Here is a 22,233-nt window from a genome sequence, read left to right as displayed (position 1 = left end):
ACTGATTATGATCTGGTACCAATCTCAGCCCTTATGACTATTCCCTCGTTGACACACATCGCCTCGTCTCTTAGTGAGTAGGCTCATCGATAACGCTATGCCGTTAGAGAAATCGGTAGTTTAAAATAAAGAAGGGAATATCTCTCCATTCTTAATGACCTTAGTAAGGGAGCGGGGGGTATGATAGTTATCTCAAAGTAAAAAATGCTAAAGAATATTCCTATAACAAACCAAGGTGACATCATTTTTTATTTAATATTCCATTGGTGGATATTGCAAAACGGATTTTCATGTTTCGTTAGGTGGTTTTAATAACATGGGATTTTAATGGGCGGGTGTGTTTTTATTTGTGAGGTGTGTAGCATAATTGCGTCTGATATCTTTAAATTGATGTATCTTCAAAAGATGCCTTGATAATATTTAGTGCGGTTTGTTGTTATATTCATTTTGTTAAGCTGTGGTATTTAGTGAAGATTGTCTGATTGTCTGATTGTCTGATTGTCTGATTGTCTGATTGTCTGATTGCCTGATGGTTTTTTGTTAATCAATTGTTTTAATTCAGACATCAATTTTCACTGCAGATTGATAAAGATGGATAACCAAATCTGTTCATTTTTACAAAGCCTGACCTCGTTGTGGGTAGGCTGTTAATTGACTGTTTTTTTATAAGGGATTATTTTAATGAAAACGCTATTAGCCTCTGTTTTTGTCGTTTCAGCCTTGTCTGTCGTTGTTCCTGCTCAGGCTGGGCAGCAAACGGTATCTATTGGTTACGCACAGAGTAAGGTTCAGGACTTCAAAGACATAAGTGGCGTAAATGTAAAGTATCGCTATGAATGGGATTCTCCATTAAGTTTTATCGGCTCACTTACCTATATGAGTGGCAGTAATAACTACCACGACAGTGTTGATACCTCATCTATGAGTGATACTGTCTCTGTGTACAATTCATTAGATATTAAATCGGATTTAAAATATTATTCATTGTCCATTGGGCCAGCGTACAGAATTAATGATTACTTCAGTGTTTATGGTCTTTTAGGTGCTAACCTGAATAAGGGTTCAGATGATGCTGTCTGGAAAACCGATGGGAAAACCTTCCAGCAGAAAAGAAGTACTTTTAAAAACACCTCCTTTATGTACGGTGTAGGTATGCAGATTAACCCAGTGAAATATCTTGTTGTCGATATTGGTTATGAAGGCTCCAGCGTTGATGCTGAAGAAAGAAGTCTCTCAGTCAATGGTTTTAACCTGGGCGTGGGATACAGTTTCTAAAGTCACCTCTTTCTTTATGGCCGCTTCAGTGGCCATTTTTCTCATTATCCTGCCCCTAAGAAGTGTCCTGTTAATCAAAAAATCAATTACTCGCTCAAAATACAGGCCGGATTCGTCTGTGGGCGCGGGGGAATTTCACCTTTTACCGTTCACCGTCACCTGCCTGCACAAAAAAAATTGAATTCTTACCCATTCTGAAGTGAACTGTCGGTGAACGGCATTTTAAGTTTGTCTGAAAAGCGGTTGAAGATGCGTTCGGTTTTGCCAAAATGTCAGAGGAAGCTTTCGCCGATCATTATGCCGGTAAATATGTGCCGCCCTCGACCGCCAGCATCCGAAAGATTTATTGGATGTGAAGCTTTTGTTCGCTAATGAAGACAAGTGTTAAGGCTTCCGGGCGCGTCCGTCAGCAGGAATAAGTGACTTCGGTTAACGGAACCTCACAAACACAGGGACATCATGAAAACTATCGCATCAGCCAGCCAAAGCTGGATGCCTTCACGGGTGGCAGAGTCTCTTTGCCGGCAGGTGGCGCGGCTTATAAAAGGTGGCAGCTTATCCCCTGAAGCCTGTCAGCAGATTTATTATTTTTGTGGCGTACGGCCAGGTTATCCGCAGTGGCGTTCTTTCCTTCTGCCTGTGCTCTCACTGCTTGGTTTATTGTCACTGGTTGCGGGGGCGATATTTTTTATTGCCTGGAACTGGGCCATGATGCCCAAAATGGCAAAATTTGCCCTGACGGAATTGCTGATTGTCGCCCTGGCTATGTTGGTTTGGTGGCGCTGGTATGACGGCCTTGCTCGCAGCGCTTTGCTTGCCGCCGGGTTGGGCTTTGGCGCATTGTTTGCGCTGTATGGACAGGTCTATCAGACGGGAGCGGACAGCTGGGAGCTTTTCAGCGCCTGGCTCTATGTTCTCTTGCCTTTATCACTGATCGCGCGGCAAGACAGCCTGTGGTTTTGCAGTTGGCTGGTGGCTAATCTGGCATTTCAGTTTTATTTCGCCGCGCTTACTGTGCCGCTACTGGAAGGCTCGTGGTTGTACGGTCTCGGCTGGCTTCCTGCTAAGGCGCTTTACAGTTATTTATTCATACTGGCACTGTGCCTGGCGGTTCGTGAAACGCTGGCCTTGCGGGCGCTAAAATATCATCCCAGCAGTTGGCTGACTCATCGTTGGTTTAGCCGTCTCATGGCGGGCTTTTTGCTGCTGCTGCTCACTTCAATGGTCGTCGGAAACATTTTCGAATGGGATGAGGAGACTCATCATCCGCTCGTCACCGGTTTCTGGTTGCTGACCTTACTGGCAGGCTATTACCTCTATCGATATCGCTTCCCGGACCTTGGTATGTTGACCCTGGGCATTGCCAGCTCAGCGGCCACGGGGTGTGTGCTGATCGCACAGTTGTTAAATACCTCGTGGGAGAGTGGTGTTTTATTTCTGTCAGGTTGTCTGATGGTCCTGTGGCTGGCAGCGAACGGTGCCTTACTCCTGTACTGGCGCCGCAGGCTGTATGAGCGTGAACAGGTCGAAGCTTCGACAGAACTCACCTTGATGACTGAGGCGTTGCAACAGCATGGGTTGCTTAGCCAGCAGCAGGTTCTGGAGATCCAGCAGCAGGATCACTCCTCTCACCTTCCCTGGTATCTTCGACTGGCACTGAGTCTTGGTAGTTGGGGAGCCGCGATAATCGTTTTATTGCTGCTGATTTTGATTCTCTACGTTGCGGACATGCTCAATGACCCTAACGGGTTAGCCATTATTCTCCCTTCCCTGATCCTTGCTGCTCTGGCGCGCGGGCTGTTAGGTGCGCAGGGAGCAGGTAAATATCATATCGGGCTGGCCTGGGCAATTGCGGCTACTTACGGGCTCTGTTTCGGTCTCTTCCTGCTTATTGAACCCCGTTGGGGATCCTATTTCCTGCCAGTGATGCTCTGCACGATGTCGGTACTTGCGGTGATGGCGATAGCGATGCCCAGCCGCACATATCGATTTATGGCTATCACCGCACTGACCTGGTTATCCGTTCTTTTGATTAATGACCTCACTACCCTCTATTTCTCACCGGTTGTAGGCTTGTGTGTGTTTTCAGCGCTGGTCGCAGGTGTTGTGATTTTTTGGTCAGGGATGGTGAAGGGACAACTGAAATTACTGACAGGGCCTTTGGCTGAGGCGGTTTCGCCGCTACTTTACGGCATTCCTGCTGGTCTGATATTGCTCTGTTTCACGGGTCTTAACGTGACTCTCCTGCTGGATATTTTCTGGGAACCGTCACTGTATTTCACTCTGCAAACGGGATTGGGGGCAGGGATCGCGGCAGGGTTACTGATCAGCACTCTGTACCAGAGAGTCGTTCATAAGACGCATTCGGCAAACCTGTTTCTATCGGCAGCTATTTTTTGTGGGGCCGTTGCCGTCTATGCGCCGGGTATTGGCCTGGGACTCTGGCTGTTAATGCTGGCGCGATATCAGGGAAGTCGCGTAGTGCTTCTGGTTACGGTTTGTTTGTTATTGCTCTATGTCTCTGGTTGGTATTACTTCCTGGGGATCACTCTGTTGCAAAAATCGTTATTACTGTTCGCCAGTGGCGTGGTGTTGCTGGTCATGGCGTTCGTCGCCAGACTGGCTTTACCTGTGAGTACCGGGGGTATTGATGAAAATCGCTAACCTGAGAAAATGGCTGACGGGCGGGGTGATACTGCTGGCGCTGGTCGCTGTAAATGTCAGCATCTGGCAAAAAGAGCAACTGCTGAAACAGGGAGCCTTAATGATCCTACAGCTTGCCCCAGTTGATCCACGCTCGCTCATGCAGGGCGATTATATGGCGCTCAATTATGCCATTACCCAACCTTTGCAGCAGGAGTTCAATCAGCAACGACAGGTTTGTAAATCCGTCCCTGGCACGCCTTGTCTGCCGGTCAGCGGAAAAATCATTGTTGATATTGATGCTCAGCGGCAGGTTACTCAGGCAAGTTTTGATAAGGGCGAACCTCTGACAGCGAATCAGTTGCGGGTCAAGTATCACCTGAATGCTGGCACGCTCACCGTTGGGACTAACGCCTGGTTCTTCCAGGAAGGCCAGGGTAAGCGTTTCGAGCACGCCCGCTATGGCGCTTTCAGGGTAGGAGAGGACGGTACAGCACTTCTGACCGCTCTGCTGGATGAGCAGGGCAGGGAGATTACACCCTGACATGCTGAATTCGCTGACACAACAGGGGGGAACGACCTGTTTTCCTGCTTCGTATGCTACGGATTGACGTTTTACAGAGCATCTCATCCGGCTGAAGCCGATTTTATGCTGAAGACTTGATGCCTCCCGCGCCATCCCTGAAAAGCCCGGCGACCCAGTCAACAAACGCGCGCACAGTGGGAGAAAGAAATCGCTGATGCGGATAGAGCATTGTCACCGGCACTGATGGCGGCTGCCAGTCTGCTAAAACCTCGATCAGCTTTCCGTGCTGAAGACTCTCCGAAATCACATTTTCAGCAAGCTGGGCCAGCCCAAAACCCTCAAGGCACATGCTGATATAGAGCCCCGTTTCGTTAACGGCCGCATCGCCCTCTACCGGGACGGAGAGGGTCTCAGTGCCCCGCGTAAAGCGCAGTTCATTCGTCCGTCTTCCCGAGCCGGAAAAGTAATGAATCGCCCGATGCTGCGATAACGCTTCAGGTGTCTCGGGGACACCGTACTCCCTGAGATAGTCCGGAGAGGCACAGGTTACCCAGCGAAAACGGCCAAGCGGACGGGCAACCAGCGTGGAGTCGGTTAATTCTCCGGTTCTTATGACGCAATCCACGCCTTCCTGAACGAGATCGACCTGCCGGTCGCTGACGCCAATCATCAGATAGATATCCGGATAGAGCCGGTAAAAGTCTTTCAGGTTTGGCATGACGATGAAATGGGCAATCCCGCCGGGCATATCAACCCGCAGCCGCCCATGGGGCCGCCTGACGGAATCTGTCAGGCTGGATTCAGTGTGTTCAATTAACGACAGGATTTCCCGACACTTCGCAAGATACTGCAGGCCTTCAGGGGTCAGGCTGACCCGTCTCGTTGTTCGGTTAAGCAGACGCACCTGCAGGTATTTCTCAAGATTTTTAATCGTGCTGGTGACGGTGGAAGAGGGCAGTGAAAGTGTCTCTGCCGCGCGCACAAAACTTCCGGCTTCAGCGACCCGTGTAAAAACCTGCATAGCCTGAATCCGATCCATTGTCCTTCTCCCGGGCAAAAAGTGAGTCCGATTATTCGCAAATTATGAATTATGTTAACGTTTTAAGCATCTTTTTCAGCGTAATAAGGTGACGTATTGTTGCTTCCTTAATCAGGAAAGAGGCAACTTTAATGACCGATTACACCCGAAATATGGTTAACAAGAAGACTGTAGCTCCAGCGGCAATCTTGATTCGTGGCGCGACCATACTGAGCATGGATGAGCGCGTTGGTAACATTGAACGCGGCGATATTCTCATCAACGGTTCAACGATTACCGCCGTGGGCCAGAACCTGGTTGCGCCGGGAGCTGATGTCATTGATGCCACCAACATGATCGCCATGCCGGGGATGGTCGATTCTCATCGTCACGCATGGGAAGGACAGCTGCGCCGCCTTAACCCTAATGCCACCTGTCTGGACGACTACAGCAACGCCACGCACTTCTCGTTCGCAAAATATTACCGGCCTGCTGATATCTATGTCGGCAACCTGCTGACGGCCCTCGGCGCGATTGACGCGGGCATCACCACGATGATTGATAATTCGCACAACAGCCGTACCGCAGCGCATGCCGATGCCGCCGTCGAGGCCCTGCTTGATACCGGCATTCGCGCCATCCATGCTTCCGGCGCACCGGTAGCAGGCGAATGGGATAAAGCGCACTGGCCCGGTAACTGGCAGCGCCTGCAGGAGAAGTATTTCACCAACAACCCTGACAGCCTGGTTTCTCTTGCCGTCATGGCGCAGCTGGAGCCAGAGTTGTGGGCCGAGGCCCGCAGGCTGGGACTGTCGATTGTCACTGAGTTCTTTGGTGCTGAGATGGGGTCTGAACTTGAGTCGCTGCATCAGCAGGGATTGCTTGGTCCGGACAATATTTTCAATCACTGCACGGCGTTGGCTGACGAGGGATGGAAAATTCTGCAGGAAGCCGGTGTCCGGGTGAACGTTTGCCCGCGCTCAGATTCGCACTATGGCATCGAAAGCGGGATGTTCGCCATTGAGGCCGCGCAGCGTCATGGCATCAACCCTGGCCTGAGCGTGGACAACGAAACGTCCTACAGCACCGACATGTTTATGGAGATGCGGGTGGCTTTTTACCTGCAACGGGTGATGGGTATGCATCAGCAGCAATGCTGCGATTCTGAGCATGCGCTGAAAACGCTCCCGGCGGCGCAACTTCTCAAAGCCGCGACTCTTGATGGCGCAGCCTGTGCAGGGTTGCAGGATAAAGTGGGCAGTCTGACGCCGGGTAAACAGGCTGACCTGGTGCTGATTAATGCCAGTGATATCAATCTTTACCCGTCAGGAAACGCCTTTGGCACGGTGGTTCATGCCGCAGAGCGCAGCAATATCGACACCGTCATGATTGGCGGACGCATCGTCAAACAGAACGGTAAGGTGCTGGGCGTAGACAGCGCGCGACTGCGTGCAGCGATTGATGAGTCGCGTGAGCACCTGTTTGCTGCCTCCGGCTACCAGCCTGACATTTTTGCTGACACCTTCCTGCCGCTGGAGCAGACAGACTGACCGGGATGAAAAGCATGAGCAGGGTCTGTCACGTCTTATTTTCCTTCTAAACAGGCGGTGTGCCTGTTTAGCATGGAAAAATACAGCTGATATGATCGGCAGTGGTGGCTGAATTCCTCTGTAATCCAGAAAGCATTAATAACAATCTCTCATTAAAAACACAGCGTCAATTTAGGGGCACTGGAACACTGGCACTACTCGTGCCCACTCTGCAACGCCCATACAGCGGCTTCAACGCGGGATTTCAACTTCATCTTTTTCAGCAGATGTTTTACGTGAACTTTTACCGTGCTTTCGGTGATCGACAGCTTGCGGGCGATGGCCTTATTGGTCATGCCCTGGGTGATCAGCTTGAGGATATCGCGCTCGCGGCGGGTAAGTTGTTCGATGTCCCGCTCTTCGGCAGGGCGGTTTTCACGCAGGCTGGCGACCAGCACGTTGGTCAGCGTTTCGCTCAGCACCATTTGCCCGGCAGCGGCCTGATGCAGCGATTTCAGGAGCTCTTCCGGCTCCATATCCTTAAGCAGATATCCGTCTGCGCCTCGCTTCAGGGCATTGACCACGTCATCTTCATGATCGGAAACGCTGAACACTACGATGCGGCCAGAAAGCTCGATGGTGCGCAGCTGGACCAGCGTGTCCAGACCGTTCATCCCCGGCATATTTAAATCCAGCAGGATCAGATCCGGATCGAATTCTCCAGCCAGCTCCACACCCAAGGTGCCGTTGCCCGCTTCGGCAACCACCTGCAGCCGATCGTCCAGCTCGATCAGCTGTTTTACCCCGTTACGGAGCATCGGATGATCGTCAATCAGTAAGATGGTGGCGGCTTCTTCTTTCACGGCGGCGGTCCTTTTCGGTCAGTTCTTCAGCTCAGGCTGGGAGGGCTCAGAACACTATTCTACGTATCCTGATTATTATCCCTATACCACTTAGGGGGTAATCACTAATTTCCATCTCTCGTTGCGAATTCAGTATAGTGCAGGATCGTTATCATAAAATTCAGCATTAACAACAGCTTTTTTACCCCTCCCCAACTACTCCTTTAGGAGTCAGGCAACGGATCGGCGGGAAAACTACTCACCGTCTCGTTGATTTGCGTCAACCTGGCTGCGGGGCTCAATCAGCAGGATGAGCAGACAGACCTCCTTAAAATGAGAACATCATGTCGCTTACTCCTTCTACTCCCCCGATGAAAGGCGGAACGGTCATTCAAGACTGGCAGCCTGAAAATGCCGAATTCTGGCAGCAGCGTGGCAAGCGAACCGCCAGCCGTAACCTGTGGATTTCCGTGTTCTGCCTGTTGCTGGCCTTCTGCGTCTGGATGCTGTTTAGCGCCATCGCCGTTAACCTGAATAAGGTCGGCTTCAACTTCAGCACTGAACAACTCTTTTTACTCACCGCATTACCTTCCGTCGCCTGTGCGTTACTGCGCGTTCCTTACTCTTTTGTTATCCCGATTTTTGGTGGCCGCCGCTGGACAGCGTTCAGTACCGCCATTTTGCTGATCCCCTGCCTGTGGCTGGGATTTGCCGTGCAGGATACCAGTACCTCTTTCTCCACCTTTATGGTCATCGCACTCCTGTGCGGCTGTGCCGGGGCTAACTTTGCGTCCAGCATGGGCAATATCAGCTTCTTCTTCCCGAAAGAAAAGCAGGGCAGTGCGCTGGGGATTAATGGTGGCCTGGGGAACCTGGGCGTCAGCGTGATGCAGTTCTTCGCCCCGCTGGCGATCTCCTTTGGCATCTTCAGCTTCTTTGGCGGTGGCTCGCAGATTGCAGCTAACGGAGAGGTGATCTGGCTGGAAAATGCCGCCTGGCTTTGGGTGCCATTCCTGGTGATTGGCACCGTGCTGGCCTGGTTCGGCATGAATGATTTGGCTGCCGCTAAATCTTCTCTGCGTGAGCAGCTCCCGGTATTGAAGCGCGGCCATCTGTGGATTATGGCGGTGCTCTATCTGGCGACCTTCGGCTCGTTTATTGGCTTCTCAGCGGGCTTTGCCATGCTCTCCAAAACCCAGTTTCCGGACATCGTGATCCTGAAGTACGCCTTCTTTGGCCCGTTCCTTGGCGCGCTGGCCCGTTCAATTGGCGGAATGCTCTCCGATAAGTTTGGCGGCGTGCGCGTCACGTTGATCAACTTTGTGGTGATGACCTTCTTCAGCGGACTGCTCTTTATGACGCTGCCAACGGGTGACCACCCAGGCTCGTTTATCGCCTTCTACAGCGTGTTTATGGTGCTGTTTATCAATGCCGGTCTGGGCAGTGGATCCACCTTTCAGATGATCGCGGTTATTTTCCGTAAAAACACGCTGGAACGGGTGAAGGCGCAGGGCGGCAGCGATGAGCTGGCGCAGCGGGAAGCGGTCACGGAGACCTCCGCTGCACTGGGTTTCATCTCCGCGATTGGTGCCGCTGGTGGCTTCTTTATCCCGCAGATGTTCGGCATGTCGCTGGCGATGAGCGGATCGCCTGCTGGCGCGATGAAAATCTTCCTCGGTTTTTACCTGATTTGCGTGGTGGTCACCTGGGCCGTTTACGGCCGCAAAAAGGTCTATTAAGCCTGATGTTCGGTTCGCTTGAGCCATTTCAGGCGAACCGGAAGTTTCTACTCCCTATGAGCCGGGAGGCGGTAATCAGGGCGAAAATGGAATGAGTGAATCTGTTTTTAGCGATTATTTTCAAATGAATAGCTGATTTTCACCATCTACTTCTTTAGGGGTATTCCGAGTAAAACCCTCAGGTTTACCCGCCGATTCTGTTGATCGTTATCAATCTGAGCAGTCAGGGCCAGCAGTACCCTGCTGGCAGATTAAGCAATGTCGTCGCTTCACACCTAACAATATCAGGCCTTCAGGAGAATTCCTGATGAGCAAGTTTCTAGACCGGTTCCGCTACTTCAAACAGTTAGCCGAACCCTTTTCTGGCAATCATGGTCAGACCCTCAACACCAACCGTGACTGGGAAGATGGCTATCGCAGCCGTTGGCAGCACGATAAAGTTGTTCGCTCCACCCACGGCGTGAACTGCACTGGCTCCTGTAGCTGGAAGATCTATGTGAAAAATGGTCTGGTCACCTGGGAAACCCAGCAAACTGACTATCCCCGTACCCGCCCTGATTTGCCAAACCATGAGCCTCGTGGTTGCCCTCGCGGTGCCAGCTACTCCTGGTATTTGTACAGCGCCAACCGCCTGAAATACCCGTTGATGCGCAAAAAGCTGATCAAGCTGTGGCGCGAGGCGAAAACCCTACACAGCGATCCGGTTGATGCCTGGGGTTCCATCATCAACGACCCTGAGAAAGCTAAAAGCTATAAGATTGCCCGTGGACGCGGTGGTTTTGTGCGCTCCAGCTGGCAGGAAGTGAACGAACTGATTGCCGCATCGAATGTGTATACCGCGAAAACCTTCGGCCCGGATCGCATTGTGGGCTTCTCGCCAATCCCGGCGATGTCGATGGTTTCCTATGCAGCAGGTGCACGCTATCTGTCGCTGATTGGCGGCGCCTGTCTGAGCTTCTACGACTGGTATTGCGACCTGCCGCCAGCCTCGCCAATGACCTGGGGCGAGCAAACAGACGTGCCGGAATCGGCTGATTGGTATAACTCCTCTTATATTATCGCCTGGGGCTCCAACGTGCCTCAAACCCGTACGCCGGATGCGCACTTCTTTACTGAAGTTCGCTATAAAGGCACGAAAACGGTGGCGATCACCCCCGATTATGCCGAAGTTGCCAAACTCTGTGATCAGTGGCTGAACCCGAAACAGGGTACCGACAGTGCGATGGCGCTGGCGATGGGCCATGTGATGCTGAAAGAGTTCCACCTCGATCGTGAAGTGGGCTATTTCCGTGACTACGTTCGCCGCTACACCGATATGCCCATGCTGGTGCTGCTTGAGCCTCGCGAAGGTGGCTTCTACGCCGCCGGACGTCAGTTACGTGCCAGCGATCTGGTTGACGGCCTGGGCCAGGAAAATAACCCTGAGTGGAAAACCATTGCCATCAACGAAGCTGACGGCGAGCTGGTTGCGCCGCAGGGATCGATTGGTTTCCGCTGGGGCGAGAAGGGCAAATGGAATCTTGAATCACGCGAAGGTAAAGCCCAGCAGGAAGTGGAGCTTCAGCTCAGCCTGCTGGGTAAACACGACGACGTGGTTGACGTGGGTTTCCCGTACTTTGGTGGCATCACCAGTGAAAACTTTAGCAGCGTAGCGCTGGAAGAGATCCTGCTGCACAAACTGCCGGTGAAGCGTTTGCAGTTAGCCGATGGCAGCGAAGGCCTGGTGACCAGCGTCTACGATTTAACCCTGGCAAACTACGGGTTAGATCGCGGGCTGGACGATGCCAACTGTGCGCAGAATTACGATGAAGTGAAGGCTTACAGTCCAGCCTGGGCAGAGCAGATTACCGGCGTATCCCGCCAGAACATCATCCGTATTGCCCGCGAATTTGCCGAAAACGCAGAGAAAACCCGTGGTCGCTCGATGATCATCGTCGGTGCCGGAATGAACCACTGGTATCACATGGACATGAACTACCGTGGCCTGATCAATATGCTGGTGTTCTGTGGGTGTGTAGGGCAAAGCGGCGGCGGCTGGGCGCATTATGTCGGCCAGGAAAAACTGCGTCCGCAAACCGGCTGGACTCCGCTGGCCTTTGCGCTGGACTGGCAGCGTCCGCCGCGTCATATGAACAGCACTTCGTTCTTCTATAACCACTCCAGCCAGTGGCGTTACGAGTCGGTGACTACCGAAGAACTGCTCTCCCCGCTGGCGGATAAAACCCGTTACAGCGGCAGCCTGATTGATTTTAACGTGCGCTCTGAACGTATGGGCTGGCTGCCTTCAGCACCGCAGCTGAACGTTAATCCGCTGCACATTGCTGCCAAAGCTGAAGCGGCTGGAATGTCGCCGGTAGAGTTCACCGTTGACAGCCTGAAGCAGGGCAGCCTGCGCTTTGCCGCTGAACAGCCGGACAATCCGCAGAACTTCCCAAGGAATCTGTTCGTCTGGCGCTCCAACCTGCTGGGGTCATCGGGTAAAGGGCATGAGTACATGCTGAAATACCTGCTGGGCACGGAAAACGGCATTCAGGGGAAAGACCTTGGCCGTCAGGGCGGCGTGATGCCGGAAGAAGTGGAATGGCAGGATAACGGCGGCGAAGGCAAGCTGGACCTGGTAGTGACCCTCGATTTCCGTATGTCCAGCACCTGCCTCTATTCGGACATCGTGCTGCCTACCGCGACCTGGTATGAAAAAGACGACATGAATACGTCGGATATGCATCCGTTTATTCACCCGCTGTCTGCCGCTGTCGATCCAGCCTGGGAGTCGAAAAGTGACTGGGAAATCTACAAAGGGATTGCCAAAACCTTCTCCGAGCTTTGCGTAGGGCATCTGGGCGTGGAAACCGATGTGGTTACGCTGCCGGTACAGCATGACTCCCCAGCCGAGCTGGCTCAGCCCTTCGGCGTGAAGGACTGGAAAAAAGGGGAATGCGATCTGATCCCTGGTAAAACCGCGCCGCACATTATCGCGGTAGAGCGCGATTACCCGGCTACCTACGAACGATTCACTTCGCTTGGCCCGCTGCTCGACAAACTGGGCAACGGCGGTAAAGGCATCAGCTGGAATACCCAGACCGAAGTCGACTTCCTGAAACAGCTTAACTACGTCAAAACTGAGGGCCCTGCCGCCGGCCGGCCAAATATCGACACCGCGATTGATGCCGCTGAAGTGATCCTGTCGCTGGCACCGGAAACCAACGGTCAGGTGGCGGTAAAAGCCTGGCAGGCGCTCAGCAACATCACCGGGCGCGATCACACGCATCTGGCGCTGAACAAAGAAGATGAGAAGATCCGCTTCCGCGATATTCAGGCGCAGCCGCGCAAGATTATCTCCAGCCCGACCTGGTCTGGCCTGGAAGATGAGCATGTCTCTTACAACGCCTGCTACACCAACGTGCATGAGCTGATCCCATGGCGCACGCTTAGCGGCCGTCAGCAGCTGTATCAGGATCATGAGTGGATGCGAGCCTTCGGCGAAAGCCTGCTGGTTTACCGTCCGCCAATCGATACCCGTGCGGCGAAGCCGTTCCTCAACAAGAAACCGAACGGGAATCCGGAGAAGGCGCTGAACTTCCTGACGCCGCACCAGAAATGGGGTATTCACTCCACCTACAGCGACAACTTGCTGATGCTGACGCTGTCACGCGGCGGGCCGATTGTGTGGATGAGTGAAGACGATGCCAAAGAGCTGGGGATTGAGGATAACGACTGGATTGAGGCCTTCAACGCCAACGGTGCGCTGACTGCCCGTGCCGTTGTCAGCCAGCGTATTCCGGCTGGCATGACCATGATGTACCACGCTCAGGAACGTATCGTGAATATTCCGGGCTCGGAGATCACCAGCCAGCGCGGCGGTATCCATAACTCCGTTACGCGTGCCTGCCCGAAACCAACCCACATGATTGGCGGGTACGCGCAGCAATCCTACGGCTTTAACTATTACGGCACCGTAGGCTCTAACCGCGACGAGTTCGTGGTGGTGAGAAAAATGAACAACATTAACTGGTTAGACGGTGAAGGCACCGACGATTGCCAGGGCAGCCAGCAGGAGAAACAGCCATGAAAATTCGTTCGCAAGTCGGCATGGTGCTGAACCTGGACAAATGCATCGGATGCCATACCTGTTCAGTGACCTGTAAAAACGTCTGGACCAGCCGTGAAGGCATGGAATATGCCTGGTTCAATAACGTTGAGAGTAAACCGGGCGTGGGCTATCCCCATGCCTGGGAAGATCAGGAAAAGTGGAAGGGCGGCTGGATCCGTAAGATCAACGGCAAGCTTGAACCGCGTATGGGCAGCCGCATCGGCCTGCTGTCCAAAATCTTCGCCAACCCGCACGTGCCGGAGCTGGATGACTATTACGAGCCGTTTGATTACGACTACCAGAATCTGCACACCGCGCCGGCTGGCAAGCATCAGCCGATAGCGCGTCCCCGCTCGCTGATTACCGGCAAGCGGATGAAGAAGATCGAAAACGGCCCGAACTGGGAAGAGATCCTCGGTGGCGAGTTCTCTAAACGTTCCGCCGATAAGAACTTCGATAACATTCAGAAAGAGATGTACGGCCAGTTCGAAAACACTTTCATGATGTATCTGCCGCGCCTGTGTGAGCACTGCCTCAATCCGGCGTGTGTGGCTACCTGCCCAAGCGGCGCTATTTATAAGCGCAGTGAAGACGGCATCGTGCTGATCGATCAGGATAAATGCCGTGGCTGGCGCATGTGCCTGACCGGTTGTCCGTACAAAAAAATCTACTTTAACTGGAAGAGCGGAAAGTCAGAGAAATGTATCTTCTGCTATCCACGCATAGAAGCGGGTCAGCCAACGGTGTGCTCTGAAACCTGCGTAGGTCGCATTCGTTATCTGGGGGTGCTGCTGTATGACGCCGATCGTATTGAGCAGGCGGCCTCTGCGGAAAACGAACAGGATCTCTACCAGCGTCAGCTGGATATTTTCCTCGATCCCAACGATCCGGAGGTGATCAAGCAGGCGCTGGCAGAAGGTATTCCGCAGAGCGTAATTGATGCGGCTCAGCGTTCTCCTGTGTGGAAAATGGCAATGGACTGGAAGCTGGCGCTGCCGCTGCATCCGGAATACCGCACTTTGCCAATGGTCTGGTATGTGCCGCCACTGTCACCGATCCAGTCCGTTGCCGATGCCGGTGAACTGGGTCACAGCGGTGTGCTGCCAGATGTGGAAAGCCTGCGTATTCCCGTGCAGTATCTGGCAAACCTGCTGACCGCGGGCGATACCGCTCCGGTGCTGCTGGCACTGAAACGCATGCTGGCGATGCGTCACTACAAGCGTGCCGAAACCGTCGACGGTGAAGTGGATACCCGCGCGCTGGAACAGGTTGGGCTGACGGAAGCGCAGGCGCAGGAGATGTACCGTTATCTGGCGATTGCCAACTACGAAGACCGTTTCGTGGTGCCTTCAAGCCACCGCGAGCTGGCTCGTGAAGCCTTCCCGGAAAGTAAAGGCTGCGGCTTCAGCTTTGGCGATGGCTGCCACGGCAGCGACAGTAAATTCAATCTGTTCAACAGCCGCCGTATTGACGCGATTGATGTGGGCCGCAAAACCCCGTCGAAGGAGGATCGCTCATGATCACCTTGCGCGTTATTGGCCGACTGATGGATTACCCGGATCAGGCGTTATTCGATCACCCTGCTGAGTTGGTGGAGGCGCTGGAAACCGCGCCTGAACTGGAAGCAAAACAGGGTTCTCAGCTGGTGCATTTCGTCACCGAATTTTGTGCCCGTCCGCTGCTGGATGTGCAGGCCGAGTATTGCGAGCTGTTCGATCGTGGCCGCGCAACTTCATTACTGCTGTTCGAACATGTTCACGGCGAATCACGCGATCGCGGTCAGGCGATGGTTGATCTGCTGGATCAATATCGTGCGGATGGCCTGGAGCTGGATTCGAAAGAGCTGCCGGATTACCTGCCGCTCTATCTGGAGTATCTGGGCAGCGGTTCCCTGGAACGAGCACGTGGAGGACTGCAAGACATTGCGCCGATTCTGGCTCTGCTGGCTGCCCGCCTTCAGCAGCGTGAAAGTCCTTATGCCGTGCTGTTTGATGCGCTGCTGTCGCTTTCAAACTCCGGTGTAGAGGCCGAAGCTCTGCAGCCGCAGGTGGCGAAAGAAGCCCGTGATGATACGCCTGCCGCGTTGGATGCGGTGTGGGAAGAGGAGCAGGTGAAGTTCCTCGGTGAGCAGGGCTGCGCTTCTGCCCAACAGGCCACGCACCAGCGGCGCTTTGCTGGCGCGGTGAAACCTCAGTATCTGGACGTGGCGCAGGCCACGCCACGTGCCTCAGGACAATAATCATGCACTACTTATCTCAGTTCTTTTTCGACATCTATCCTTATATTGCCGGGGCGGTTTTCCTGATTGGCAGCTGGTTGCGCTACGATTACGGCCAGTACAGCTGGCGCGCAGGCTCCAGCCAGATGCTGGATAAAAAAGGCATGCGTCTGGCCTCGAACCTGTTCCATATCGGCATTATCGGCATCTTCTTTGGGCACATTGTCGGCATGCTGACGCCGCACTGGATGTACGAAGCTTTCCTGCCGATTGACGTGAAGCAAAAACTGGCGATGATCGCCGGGGGAATTTGCGGGCTGTTGACGCTGGTGGGCGGCGGGCTGTTACTGAAGCGCCGTCTGACCAATCCCCGTGTGCGGGCGACCAGTAGCGTGGGCGATATCCTGATCCTGACGTTGCTGGTGGTGCAGGTTTGTCTGGGCTTACTGACTATTCCCTTCTCTGCTCAGCATATGGATGGCAGCGAAATGATGAAGCTGGTGGCCTGGGCTCAGGCAGTGGTGACCTTCCACGGCGGGGCTTCTCAGCATCTTGAAGGCGTGGCGGTGATTTTCCGTCTGCATATGGTGCTGGGCATGACGCTGTTCCTGCTGTTCCCGTTCTGCCGTCTGGTCCATATCTGGAGTGCGCCGGTCGAGTATCTGACCCGCCGCTATCAGATCGTGCGTAATCGCCGGTAATTGTCTCTTTTATCGAGACGAAAAGTGCTTCCGGGCCAGGGCTACTCCCCTGGCCTTTTTTATCCGCGCCCGAAAATAGCTATCACTGCATCCAGATGATCTTTCATCGCTTTTTTTGCTGCACGCGGATCGCGGGCTCTTAACGCCTGCAGGATCGCCAGATGCTCCGTTTCAGAGCGATGAGGCATATCCTGCGGGGTGTAATGCTGCTGCAGGCTGCGGAACATGCTGCCGTAACGGTGCCCCAACAAATGGGCGATGATAAAAGCATAGGCCGGATTGCCGCTGGCCTGGGCAATGCGAATATGAAACAGCCTGTCGCCCGGATGGGTTGCCGAACCTTGCCGGTTATCGCGGCAGTTCTGCTCATAAGCCTGCTCAATCAACGCAAGTTCTTCCTCTGAGGCATGGCGGGCAGCCAGCGCAGCGGTTTCAGGTTCAATTAATCGGCGGGTTTGTAGCAGTGAAAACGGCGGCAGCTCAGCGCTGAAATCCAGCTGGATATCCAACTCATCATCGACGTCGGCCCACTGATCGCGGCCTGCCTGTGTCATCACGGGTTCTTCCGAAGCCACCAGTCCGGGCTGGCAAACAATCACGCCGTTGCCTACACGCACATCCACCAGGCCAATCACTTCCAAAGCAATTAACGCTTCCCGCACCGAAGCGCGGCTGACCTGCAGCTGACTGGCGAGATCGCGCTCGGCGGGCAGCTTGCTGCCAGGCGGAAACTCACCGCTGGCGATCAGCTGTTTTAGCTGATCGGCAATTTGTCGGTAAATTCTTGGATTTTCTAATTTTTTTATCGGCATGGCTCACCAGACAGTATTTCAGTTAAGCGATTCAGCCAGCATTTTGCAGAAATTAGGCTTGCTGGAATGTTTTTAACATGTGAAAAATTGGTTAAATAAATAGCGCGTTTTACGGCTGAATATGCCCTGAATCATAGCAAAAGGGCACCGCTTAAAACGTTTTTTTTCATCGTTAATGGCCTGACCATTAGTCCTTTAACCAAAGGGAACCGTTATGGATCTTCAGGGTAAGAAAGTGCTTATCACCGCCGCAGGGCAGGGAATTGGCCTGAATACCGTGCAACTGTTTGCCCGTTCTGGGGCCGAAGTGATCGCTACCGATATCAATATCGCCAGATTGCAGGATATCCCGGGCGTGACGGGAAGAGTGCTTGATGTGACCGACACGCAGGCCATCCATGCGCTGGCAGAAGAGGTTGGCACTGTGGATGTGCTGTTCAACTGCGCAGGCGTGGTGCACAGCGGCGACATCCTTAGCTGCACGGAACAGGAGTGGCAGTTTGCCCTCGATCTGAACGTTACCGCGATGTTCCACACCGTCCGGGCTTTTCTGCCTGCGATGCTGGCACAGCAAAAAGGCTCGATTATTAACATGTCGTCAGTCGCTTCCAGTGTGAAGGGCGTACCAAACCGCTTTGCTTACAGCGCCTCTAAAGCGGCGGTAATAGGGCTGACGCGTTCCGTAGCGGCGGATTACGTCTCACGCGGTATCCGCTGTAATGCTATTTGCCCTGGCACGGTGGAATCACCTTCACTGCACCAACGCATTGCCGAACAGGCCAAAGCCGAAGGGCGTAGCGAAGCCGAAGTTTATCAGGCGTTTGTCTCTCGCCAGCCGATTGGCCGCATCGGGAAAACGGAGGAGATCGCCCAGCTGGCACTCTATCTGGCTTCCGATGCCAGCGCCTACACCACCGGCGCTATCCACGTTATCGATGGTGGCTGGAGCAACTAAGCCCTCAGCATTCCCCGTATTTGTGACAGGAGGAAGGATGAAATTATTACGTTATGGTCAGCCTGGTGAAGAGCGCCCGGCACTGCTTGATGCTCAGGGAAAACTGCGCGATCTCTCAGAGGTCATTGATGACCTTGCTGGCAGCGCCTTGTCGCCTGCTTCGCTGAACAAGTTGCGCCAGCTGAATGTTGCAACGTTGCCGCTGGTGGAAGGATCTCCGCGCATCGGTGCCTGCGTAGGTAACGTCGGCAAATTTATCTGTATCGGCCTCAATTACGCCGATCACGCGGCGGAAACCGGCGCGGAAATCCCGAAAGAGCCGGTGGTGTTCAGCAAATGGACCAGTGCGATTGTCGGGCCAAACGATGCCGTTGAGATCCCGCGGGATTCGCTGAAAACCGACTGGGAAGTGGAGCTGGGCGTGGTGATTGGCAAAGGTGGTCGCTACATCAGCGAAGCCGATGCGTTGTCTCACGTTGCGGGCTACTGCGTGATCAACGACGTTTCCGAACGTGAGTTTCAGATTGAACGTGGCGGAACCTGGGACAAAGGCAAAGGCTGCGACACCTTCGGGCCTTTGGGGCCGTGGCTGGTCACGGTGGATGAAATCCCCGATGCCAACCAGCTCAGCATGTGGCTGGAAGTGGATGGCAAACGCTATCAGAACGGCAATACCAATACGATGATTTTTAAGGTGCCGGAAATCATCAGCTACCTTAGCCGGTTTATGAGCCTGCAGCCGGGTGATGTGATCTCCACTGGCACACCGCCGGGCGTGGGGATGGGGCAGAAGCCGCCCGTTTACTTACGCGCCGGACAAGAGATCAGACTCGGTATTGAAGGGCTGGGTGAACAGCGCCAGATAACCACTCAGGCTTAGGCCCGTTCAGTAAAGGACGTATTTATGACCACGATTACTGCCCTGCGCGTTGAAGATGTCCGCTTCCCGACCTCGCTGTCACTGGATGGATCGGATGCGATGAACCCGGACCCGGATTACTCCGCCGCTTATGTGATTTTAGAGACGGATAATCCGTTACTGAGTGGACACGGACTGACCTTCACCATTGGTCGCGGAAATGAAATTTGCTGTGCGGCAATCTCTGCGCTGAAACATCTGGTGGTTGGCCGCGATCTGGCCTCCATCGCGGCGGATATGGGCGCTTTCTGGCGCTCCTTTACCAGCGACAGCCAGCTGCGCTGGATTGGGCCGGACAAAGGGGCGATCCATCTGGCTACCGGCGCGGTGATCAACGCCGTGTGGGATTTATGGAGTAAGGCGGAGGGCAAACCGCTGTGGCGGCTGGTGGCTGACATGTCGCCAGAGGAGTTGGTGCGCTGTGTGGATTTCCGCTACATCACTGACTGCATCACGCCGGAGGAGGCGCTGACGCTGCTTCGTCAGCGCGCGGACAACAAAGATCAGCGGCTGCAAACGCTGCTGGCAGAAGGTTATCCCTGCTATACCACCTCCGCTGGCTGGCTGGGCTACCCCGATGACAAACTGCGCCGTCTTTGCCAGGAAGCCGTTGATGCCGGGTTTGATTACCTGAAGCTGAAAGTCGGTCGCGATCTGGAAGATGACATTCGCCGGGTCACCATTGCCCGCGAAGTGATCGGGCCGGATCGTAAACTGATGATCGATGCTAATCAGGTGTGGGAAACCAATGAAGCGATCCCGTGGGTGAACAAGCTGGCGTTCGCCAATCCGTGGTTTATCGAAGAGCCAACCAGTCCGGACGACATTGAAGGCCATCGCCGCATTCGTGAAGGCATTGCGCCAGTCAAAGTCGCCACCGGCGAGATGTGCCAGAACCGCATCATGTTCAAGCAGTTCATCATGCGCGGGGCGATAGATGTGGTGCAGATCGATGCCTGTCGGATGGGCGGGGTGAATGAGATCCTGGCGGTGATGCTGATGGCGGCGAAATACGATCTCCCGGTTTGTCCGCATGCAGGTGGCGTTGGGCTGTGCGAATACGTGCAGCATCTGTCGATGATCGACTATCTGTGTATCGCCGGAACCCATGAAGGCCGGGTGATTGAGTATGTTGATCATCTGCACGAACACTTTGTGCACCCTTGTGTGATCAAAGGGGCCGCTTATATGCCGCCAGACCATGCCGGATTCTCGATTGAGATGTTCCCGGCCTCCATTGAGCAGTACCGCTTTCGTGCAGTGGCCCCATGAGCCTGCGAATTGATGCACACCAGCACTTCTGGCAGTACCAGCCGCAGGAGTATGGTTGGATAGGCGAAGAGATGGCGCGGCTGAAGCAGGATTATCTGCCGTTACAGCTGGCCCCTGAACTGGCAGCGCAGTCTGTTCAGGGCAGCGTGTTGGTGCAGGCAAGGCAAACGTTGCAGGAGACTCGCTGGTTACTGGACGTGGCGGAACGTACGCCAGAGGTGAAAGCTGTGGTTGGCTGGATTGATCTTCAGCAGGGCGATGTTGCTGCGCAACTGGCTGACTTTGAGCCTCGCACGTTGCTAAGGGGTTTCCGTCACCTGATCCAGGATGAGGCTGACCCGGCGCAGTGGATGGAACAGGCTTCGGTGACCTCGGCGGTGCAGCAACTGCAGCGAAAGGAGTACGTCTGGGATCTGCTGGTGACTCACCAACATCTGGTCGAAGCGACGGCATTTGCTGCCCGTCACGATGAGCATCAGATCGTGCTGGACCATCTTGGTAAGCCGGATCTGGCGGCTGGTGCCAGCCATTGGGCAAAACAGATTGCGCCGCTGGCGGCTCTGCCACATGTCAGTTGCAAGCTTTCCGGCCTGCTGACCGAGCCACGCCCGCAAGGCTACGCCATCGACGATCTGCTGCCGTTTGTGGATGCAGCGCTGGAGGCTTTTGGCAGCGAGCGGGTTCTGGCCGGATCGGACTGGCCGGTCTGCCTGCTTGCCGGAGACTATCAGGATGCCTGGCAGCTTATTCAGCGAGCCATCGCTTCTTTATCCGCGAGCGAGCAGGTCGCCATTTCCGGCGGCAATGCCTGCCGAATCTATCGAATAGAGGACGTTGAAGTATGAATCTTCACCTGCAAAACAAAGTGGTGATTGTCACCGGCGGCGGCTCCGGCATTGGCGCGGCAATTTCGCTGACGCTGGCCGAAGAGGGGGCGATCCCGGTAATTGTCAGCAACAGCGAACCTTCCGCTGAGCTGCTGGAACAGCTTAAACAGCATCAGCCTGCTACGGCGTTCGTGCTGGCTGAATTACAGGATGAAGCCAGCTGCATTCAGGCCGTTGAACGGGTAACTCAGCAGTTTGGCCGCATTGACGGGCTGGTGAATAACGCCGGAGTTAACGACAGCGTGGGGCTGGAGGCCGGACGGGAAGCGTTTGTGCGCTCGCTGGAAAAGAACCTGATCCATTACTACCTGATGGCGCATTTGTGCCTTGACCCGCTGCGGGCGAGCAAAGGCGCTATCGTCAATATTAGCTCGAAGACGGCACTCACCGGGCAGGGAAATACCAGCGGCTACGCTTCGGCAAAAGGAGGCGTACTGGCGCTGACCCGTGAATGGGCGGCCTCATTGCTGAATGACGGTATCCGCGTCAATGCGGTGATCCCGGCAGAAGTGATGACGCCGCTTTATGAGCGTTGGATTAAAAGTTTCGACCAGCCGGAAGAGAAGCTGAAGCAAATTACCAGTCACATTCCGCTAGGCAAAAGGATGACGACTCCGCAGGAAATTGCGGACACGGTGGTCTTTCTGCTGTCGTCACGCGCTTCTCATACCACCGGACAGTGGCTGTCAGTTGATGGCGGCTACTCCCACCTGGACAGGGCACTGACATGACGGGCAATACGCGTTACTGCCAGGCGCTGGATCTGGCTGACGATCCGCAGCTGATTGCGGAGTATCGCCAGTATCA

Annotated in this window: 17 protein-coding genes and 1 pseudogene; 15 read left to right on the top strand and 3 right to left on the bottom strand. The window is 54.2% G+C overall.

Annotated features, from left to right (window positions below):
- The first annotated feature begins 681 nt into the window (after nucleotides 1-681).
- The 4 genes and pseudogenes from WCC56_RS11550 (at nucleotide 682) to WCC56_RS11535 (ending at nucleotide 4,462) form a co-directional block, all read left to right on the top strand.
- On the top strand, nucleotides 682-1,275 hold the full coding sequence (locus WCC56_RS11550; protein WP_424692510.1) for an Ail/Lom family outer membrane beta-barrel protein: 594 nt from the start codon (nucleotides 682-684) through the stop codon (nucleotides 1,273-1,275).
- Between the two features lie 239 nt (nucleotides 1,276-1,514).
- Nucleotides 1,515-1,639: pseudogene (locus WCC56_RS11545) on the top strand (nucleotidyl transferase AbiEii/AbiGii toxin family protein); the annotation flags it as partial.
- 95 nt (nucleotides 1,640-1,734) lie between these two features.
- The gene (locus tag WCC56_RS11540; RefSeq protein ID WP_424692509.1) at nucleotides 1,735-3,939 is read left to right on the top strand and encodes a DUF2157 domain-containing protein; all 2,205 of its coding nucleotides are present in this window, start codon (nucleotides 1,735-1,737) and stop codon (nucleotides 3,937-3,939) included.
- Nucleotides 3,926-4,462, top strand: a complete 537-nt coding sequence (locus tag WCC56_RS11535; protein ID WP_424692508.1) for a GDYXXLXY domain-containing protein — start codon at nucleotides 3,926-3,928, stop codon at nucleotides 4,460-4,462. The genes WCC56_RS11540 and WCC56_RS11535 overlap by 14 nt, the downstream gene beginning before the upstream one ends.
- A gap of 103 nt (nucleotides 4,463-4,565) precedes the next feature.
- Here WCC56_RS11535 and WCC56_RS11530 read toward each other — a convergent pair whose 3' ends face one another.
- Nucleotides 4,566-5,483, bottom strand: a complete 918-nt coding sequence (locus WCC56_RS11530) for a LysR substrate-binding domain-containing protein (protein WP_424692507.1) — start codon at nucleotides 5,481-5,483, stop codon at nucleotides 4,566-4,568.
- Between the two features lie 131 nt (nucleotides 5,484-5,614).
- On the opposite strand from WCC56_RS11530, the gene WCC56_RS11525 reads away from it, so the two are divergent.
- Nucleotides 5,615-7,012, top strand: coding sequence for an amidohydrolase family protein (locus WCC56_RS11525; RefSeq protein WP_424692506.1), 1,398 nt, complete (start codon nucleotides 5,615-5,617; stop codon nucleotides 7,010-7,012).
- Between the two features lie 194 nt (nucleotides 7,013-7,206).
- On the opposite strand, the gene narL is transcribed toward WCC56_RS11525, so the two are convergent.
- The gene (narL, locus tag WCC56_RS11520) at nucleotides 7,207-7,854 is read right to left on the bottom strand and encodes a two-component system response regulator NarL (RefSeq protein WP_424692505.1); all 648 of its coding nucleotides are present in this window, start codon (nucleotides 7,852-7,854) and stop codon (nucleotides 7,207-7,209) included.
- A gap of 323 nt (nucleotides 7,855-8,177) precedes the next feature.
- Here narL and WCC56_RS11515 point away from each other — a divergent pair, with 323 nt between their 5' ends.
- The 5 genes from WCC56_RS11515 (at nucleotide 8,178) to narI (ending at nucleotide 16,581) form a co-directional block, all read left to right on the top strand.
- A complete protein-coding gene (locus WCC56_RS11515) occupies nucleotides 8,178-9,572 on the top strand; it encodes a NarK family nitrate/nitrite MFS transporter (protein WP_424692504.1) in 1,395 nt (464 codons plus the stop codon).
- Between the two features lie 307 nt (nucleotides 9,573-9,879).
- Complete coding sequence (locus WCC56_RS11510) at nucleotides 9,880-13,641, top strand: nitrate reductase subunit alpha (protein WP_424692503.1); 3,762 nt, start codon at nucleotides 9,880-9,882, stop codon at nucleotides 13,639-13,641.
- Nucleotides 13,638-15,182 (top strand): nitrate reductase subunit beta, encoded by a 1,545-nt coding sequence (gene narH / locus WCC56_RS11505; RefSeq protein ID WP_424692502.1) that lies wholly within the window; start codon nucleotides 13,638-13,640, stop codon nucleotides 15,180-15,182. Before WCC56_RS11510 ends, narH begins: the two co-directional genes overlap by 4 nt.
- Nucleotides 15,179-15,901, top strand: a complete 723-nt coding sequence (narJ, locus tag WCC56_RS11500; RefSeq protein WP_424692501.1) for a nitrate reductase molybdenum cofactor assembly chaperone — start codon at nucleotides 15,179-15,181, stop codon at nucleotides 15,899-15,901. The genes narH and narJ overlap by 4 nt, the downstream gene beginning before the upstream one ends.
- Nucleotides 15,902-15,903: 2 nt before the next feature.
- The gene (gene narI / locus WCC56_RS11495) at nucleotides 15,904-16,581 is read left to right on the top strand and encodes a respiratory nitrate reductase subunit gamma (RefSeq protein WP_424692500.1); all 678 of its coding nucleotides are present in this window, start codon (nucleotides 15,904-15,906) and stop codon (nucleotides 16,579-16,581) included.
- Between the two features lie 59 nt (nucleotides 16,582-16,640).
- On the opposite strand, the gene WCC56_RS11490 is transcribed toward narI, so the two are convergent.
- Nucleotides 16,641-17,393, bottom strand: coding sequence for a FadR/GntR family transcriptional regulator (locus tag WCC56_RS11490; RefSeq protein ID WP_424692499.1), 753 nt, complete (start codon nucleotides 17,391-17,393; stop codon nucleotides 16,641-16,643).
- 214 nt (nucleotides 17,394-17,607) lie between these two features.
- Here WCC56_RS11490 and WCC56_RS11485 point away from each other — a divergent pair, with 214 nt between their 5' ends.
- Genes WCC56_RS11485 through WCC56_RS11465 form a run of 5 tightly spaced genes read left to right on the top strand, consistent with a single transcriptional unit; the run spans nucleotide 17,608 to nucleotide 22,157 of the window.
- Entirely contained in the window at nucleotides 17,608-18,348 is a 741-nt protein-coding gene (locus tag WCC56_RS11485; protein WP_424692498.1) for an SDR family oxidoreductase, read from the top strand.
- 37 nt (nucleotides 18,349-18,385) lie between these two features.
- On the top strand, nucleotides 18,386-19,228 hold the full coding sequence (locus WCC56_RS11480) for a fumarylacetoacetate hydrolase family protein (RefSeq protein ID WP_424692497.1): 843 nt from the start codon (nucleotides 18,386-18,388) through the stop codon (nucleotides 19,226-19,228).
- A gap of 24 nt (nucleotides 19,229-19,252) precedes the next feature.
- On the top strand, nucleotides 19,253-20,539 hold the full coding sequence (locus WCC56_RS11475; RefSeq protein WP_424692496.1) for an L-fuconate dehydratase: 1,287 nt from the start codon (nucleotides 19,253-19,255) through the stop codon (nucleotides 20,537-20,539).
- Nucleotides 20,536-21,384 carry an amidohydrolase family protein gene (locus WCC56_RS11470; RefSeq protein WP_424692495.1) on the top strand — a complete coding sequence of 283 codons (849 nt, stop codon included), beginning with the start codon at nucleotides 20,536-20,538 and terminating at the stop codon, nucleotides 21,382-21,384. Before WCC56_RS11475 ends, WCC56_RS11470 begins: the two co-directional genes overlap by 4 nt.
- A complete protein-coding gene (locus WCC56_RS11465) occupies nucleotides 21,381-22,157 on the top strand; it encodes an SDR family oxidoreductase (RefSeq protein WP_424692494.1) in 777 nt (258 codons plus the stop codon). Before WCC56_RS11470 ends, WCC56_RS11465 begins: the two co-directional genes overlap by 4 nt.
- Nucleotides 22,158-22,233 lie beyond the last annotated feature (76 nt).

The organism is Erwinia sp., assembly GCF_049696395.1.
In the GTDB taxonomy this organism is placed as follows: domain Bacteria; phylum Pseudomonadota; class Gammaproteobacteria; order Enterobacterales; family Enterobacteriaceae; genus Erwinia.
Note: the sequence above shows the minus strand (reverse complement) of the source record. Positions and strands in the feature narration are given on the sequence as shown.

Excerpts from the sequence above, each read along its gene's own strand:
- WCC56_RS11540 (WP_424692509.1), top strand. The coding sequence starts at position 1,735 with ATGAAAACTATCGCATCAGCCAGCCAAAGCTGGATGCCTTCACGGGTG.
- WCC56_RS11535 (WP_424692508.1), top strand. The coding sequence starts at position 3,926 with ATGAAAATCGCTAACCTGAGAAAATGGCTGACGGGCGGGGTGATACTG.
- WCC56_RS11480 (WP_424692497.1), top strand. The coding sequence starts at position 18,386 with ATGAAATTATTACGTTATGGTCAGCCTGGTGAAGAGCGCCCGGCACTG.
- WCC56_RS11485 (WP_424692498.1), top strand. The coding sequence starts at position 17,608 with ATGGATCTTCAGGGTAAGAAAGTGCTTATCACCGCCGCAGGGCAGGGA.
- WCC56_RS11470 (WP_424692495.1), top strand. The coding sequence starts at position 20,536 with ATGAGCCTGCGAATTGATGCACACCAGCACTTCTGGCAGTACCAGCCG.
- narJ (WP_424692501.1), top strand. The coding sequence starts at position 15,179 with ATGATCACCTTGCGCGTTATTGGCCGACTGATGGATTACCCGGATCAG.
- WCC56_RS11465 (WP_424692494.1), top strand. The coding sequence starts at position 21,381 with ATGAATCTTCACCTGCAAAACAAAGTGGTGATTGTCACCGGCGGCGGC.
- narH (WP_424692502.1), top strand. The coding sequence starts at position 13,638 with ATGAAAATTCGTTCGCAAGTCGGCATGGTGCTGAACCTGGACAAATGC.
- WCC56_RS11550 (WP_424692510.1), top strand. The coding sequence starts at position 682 with ATGAAAACGCTATTAGCCTCTGTTTTTGTCGTTTCAGCCTTGTCTGTC.
- WCC56_RS11525 (WP_424692506.1), top strand. The coding sequence starts at position 5,615 with ATGACCGATTACACCCGAAATATGGTTAACAAGAAGACTGTAGCTCCA.
- WCC56_RS11510 (WP_424692503.1), top strand. The coding sequence starts at position 9,880 with ATGAGCAAGTTTCTAGACCGGTTCCGCTACTTCAAACAGTTAGCCGAA.
- WCC56_RS11475 (WP_424692496.1), top strand. The coding sequence starts at position 19,253 with ATGACCACGATTACTGCCCTGCGCGTTGAAGATGTCCGCTTCCCGACC.
- narI (WP_424692500.1), top strand. The coding sequence starts at position 15,904 with ATGCACTACTTATCTCAGTTCTTTTTCGACATCTATCCTTATATTGCC.
- WCC56_RS11530 (WP_424692507.1), bottom strand. The coding sequence starts at position 5,483 with ATGGATCGGATTCAGGCTATGCAGGTTTTTACACGGGTCGCTGAAGCC.
- WCC56_RS11515 (WP_424692504.1), top strand. The coding sequence starts at position 8,178 with ATGTCGCTTACTCCTTCTACTCCCCCGATGAAAGGCGGAACGGTCATT.
- WCC56_RS11490 (WP_424692499.1), bottom strand. The coding sequence starts at position 17,393 with ATGCCGATAAAAAAATTAGAAAATCCAAGAATTTACCGACAAATTGCC.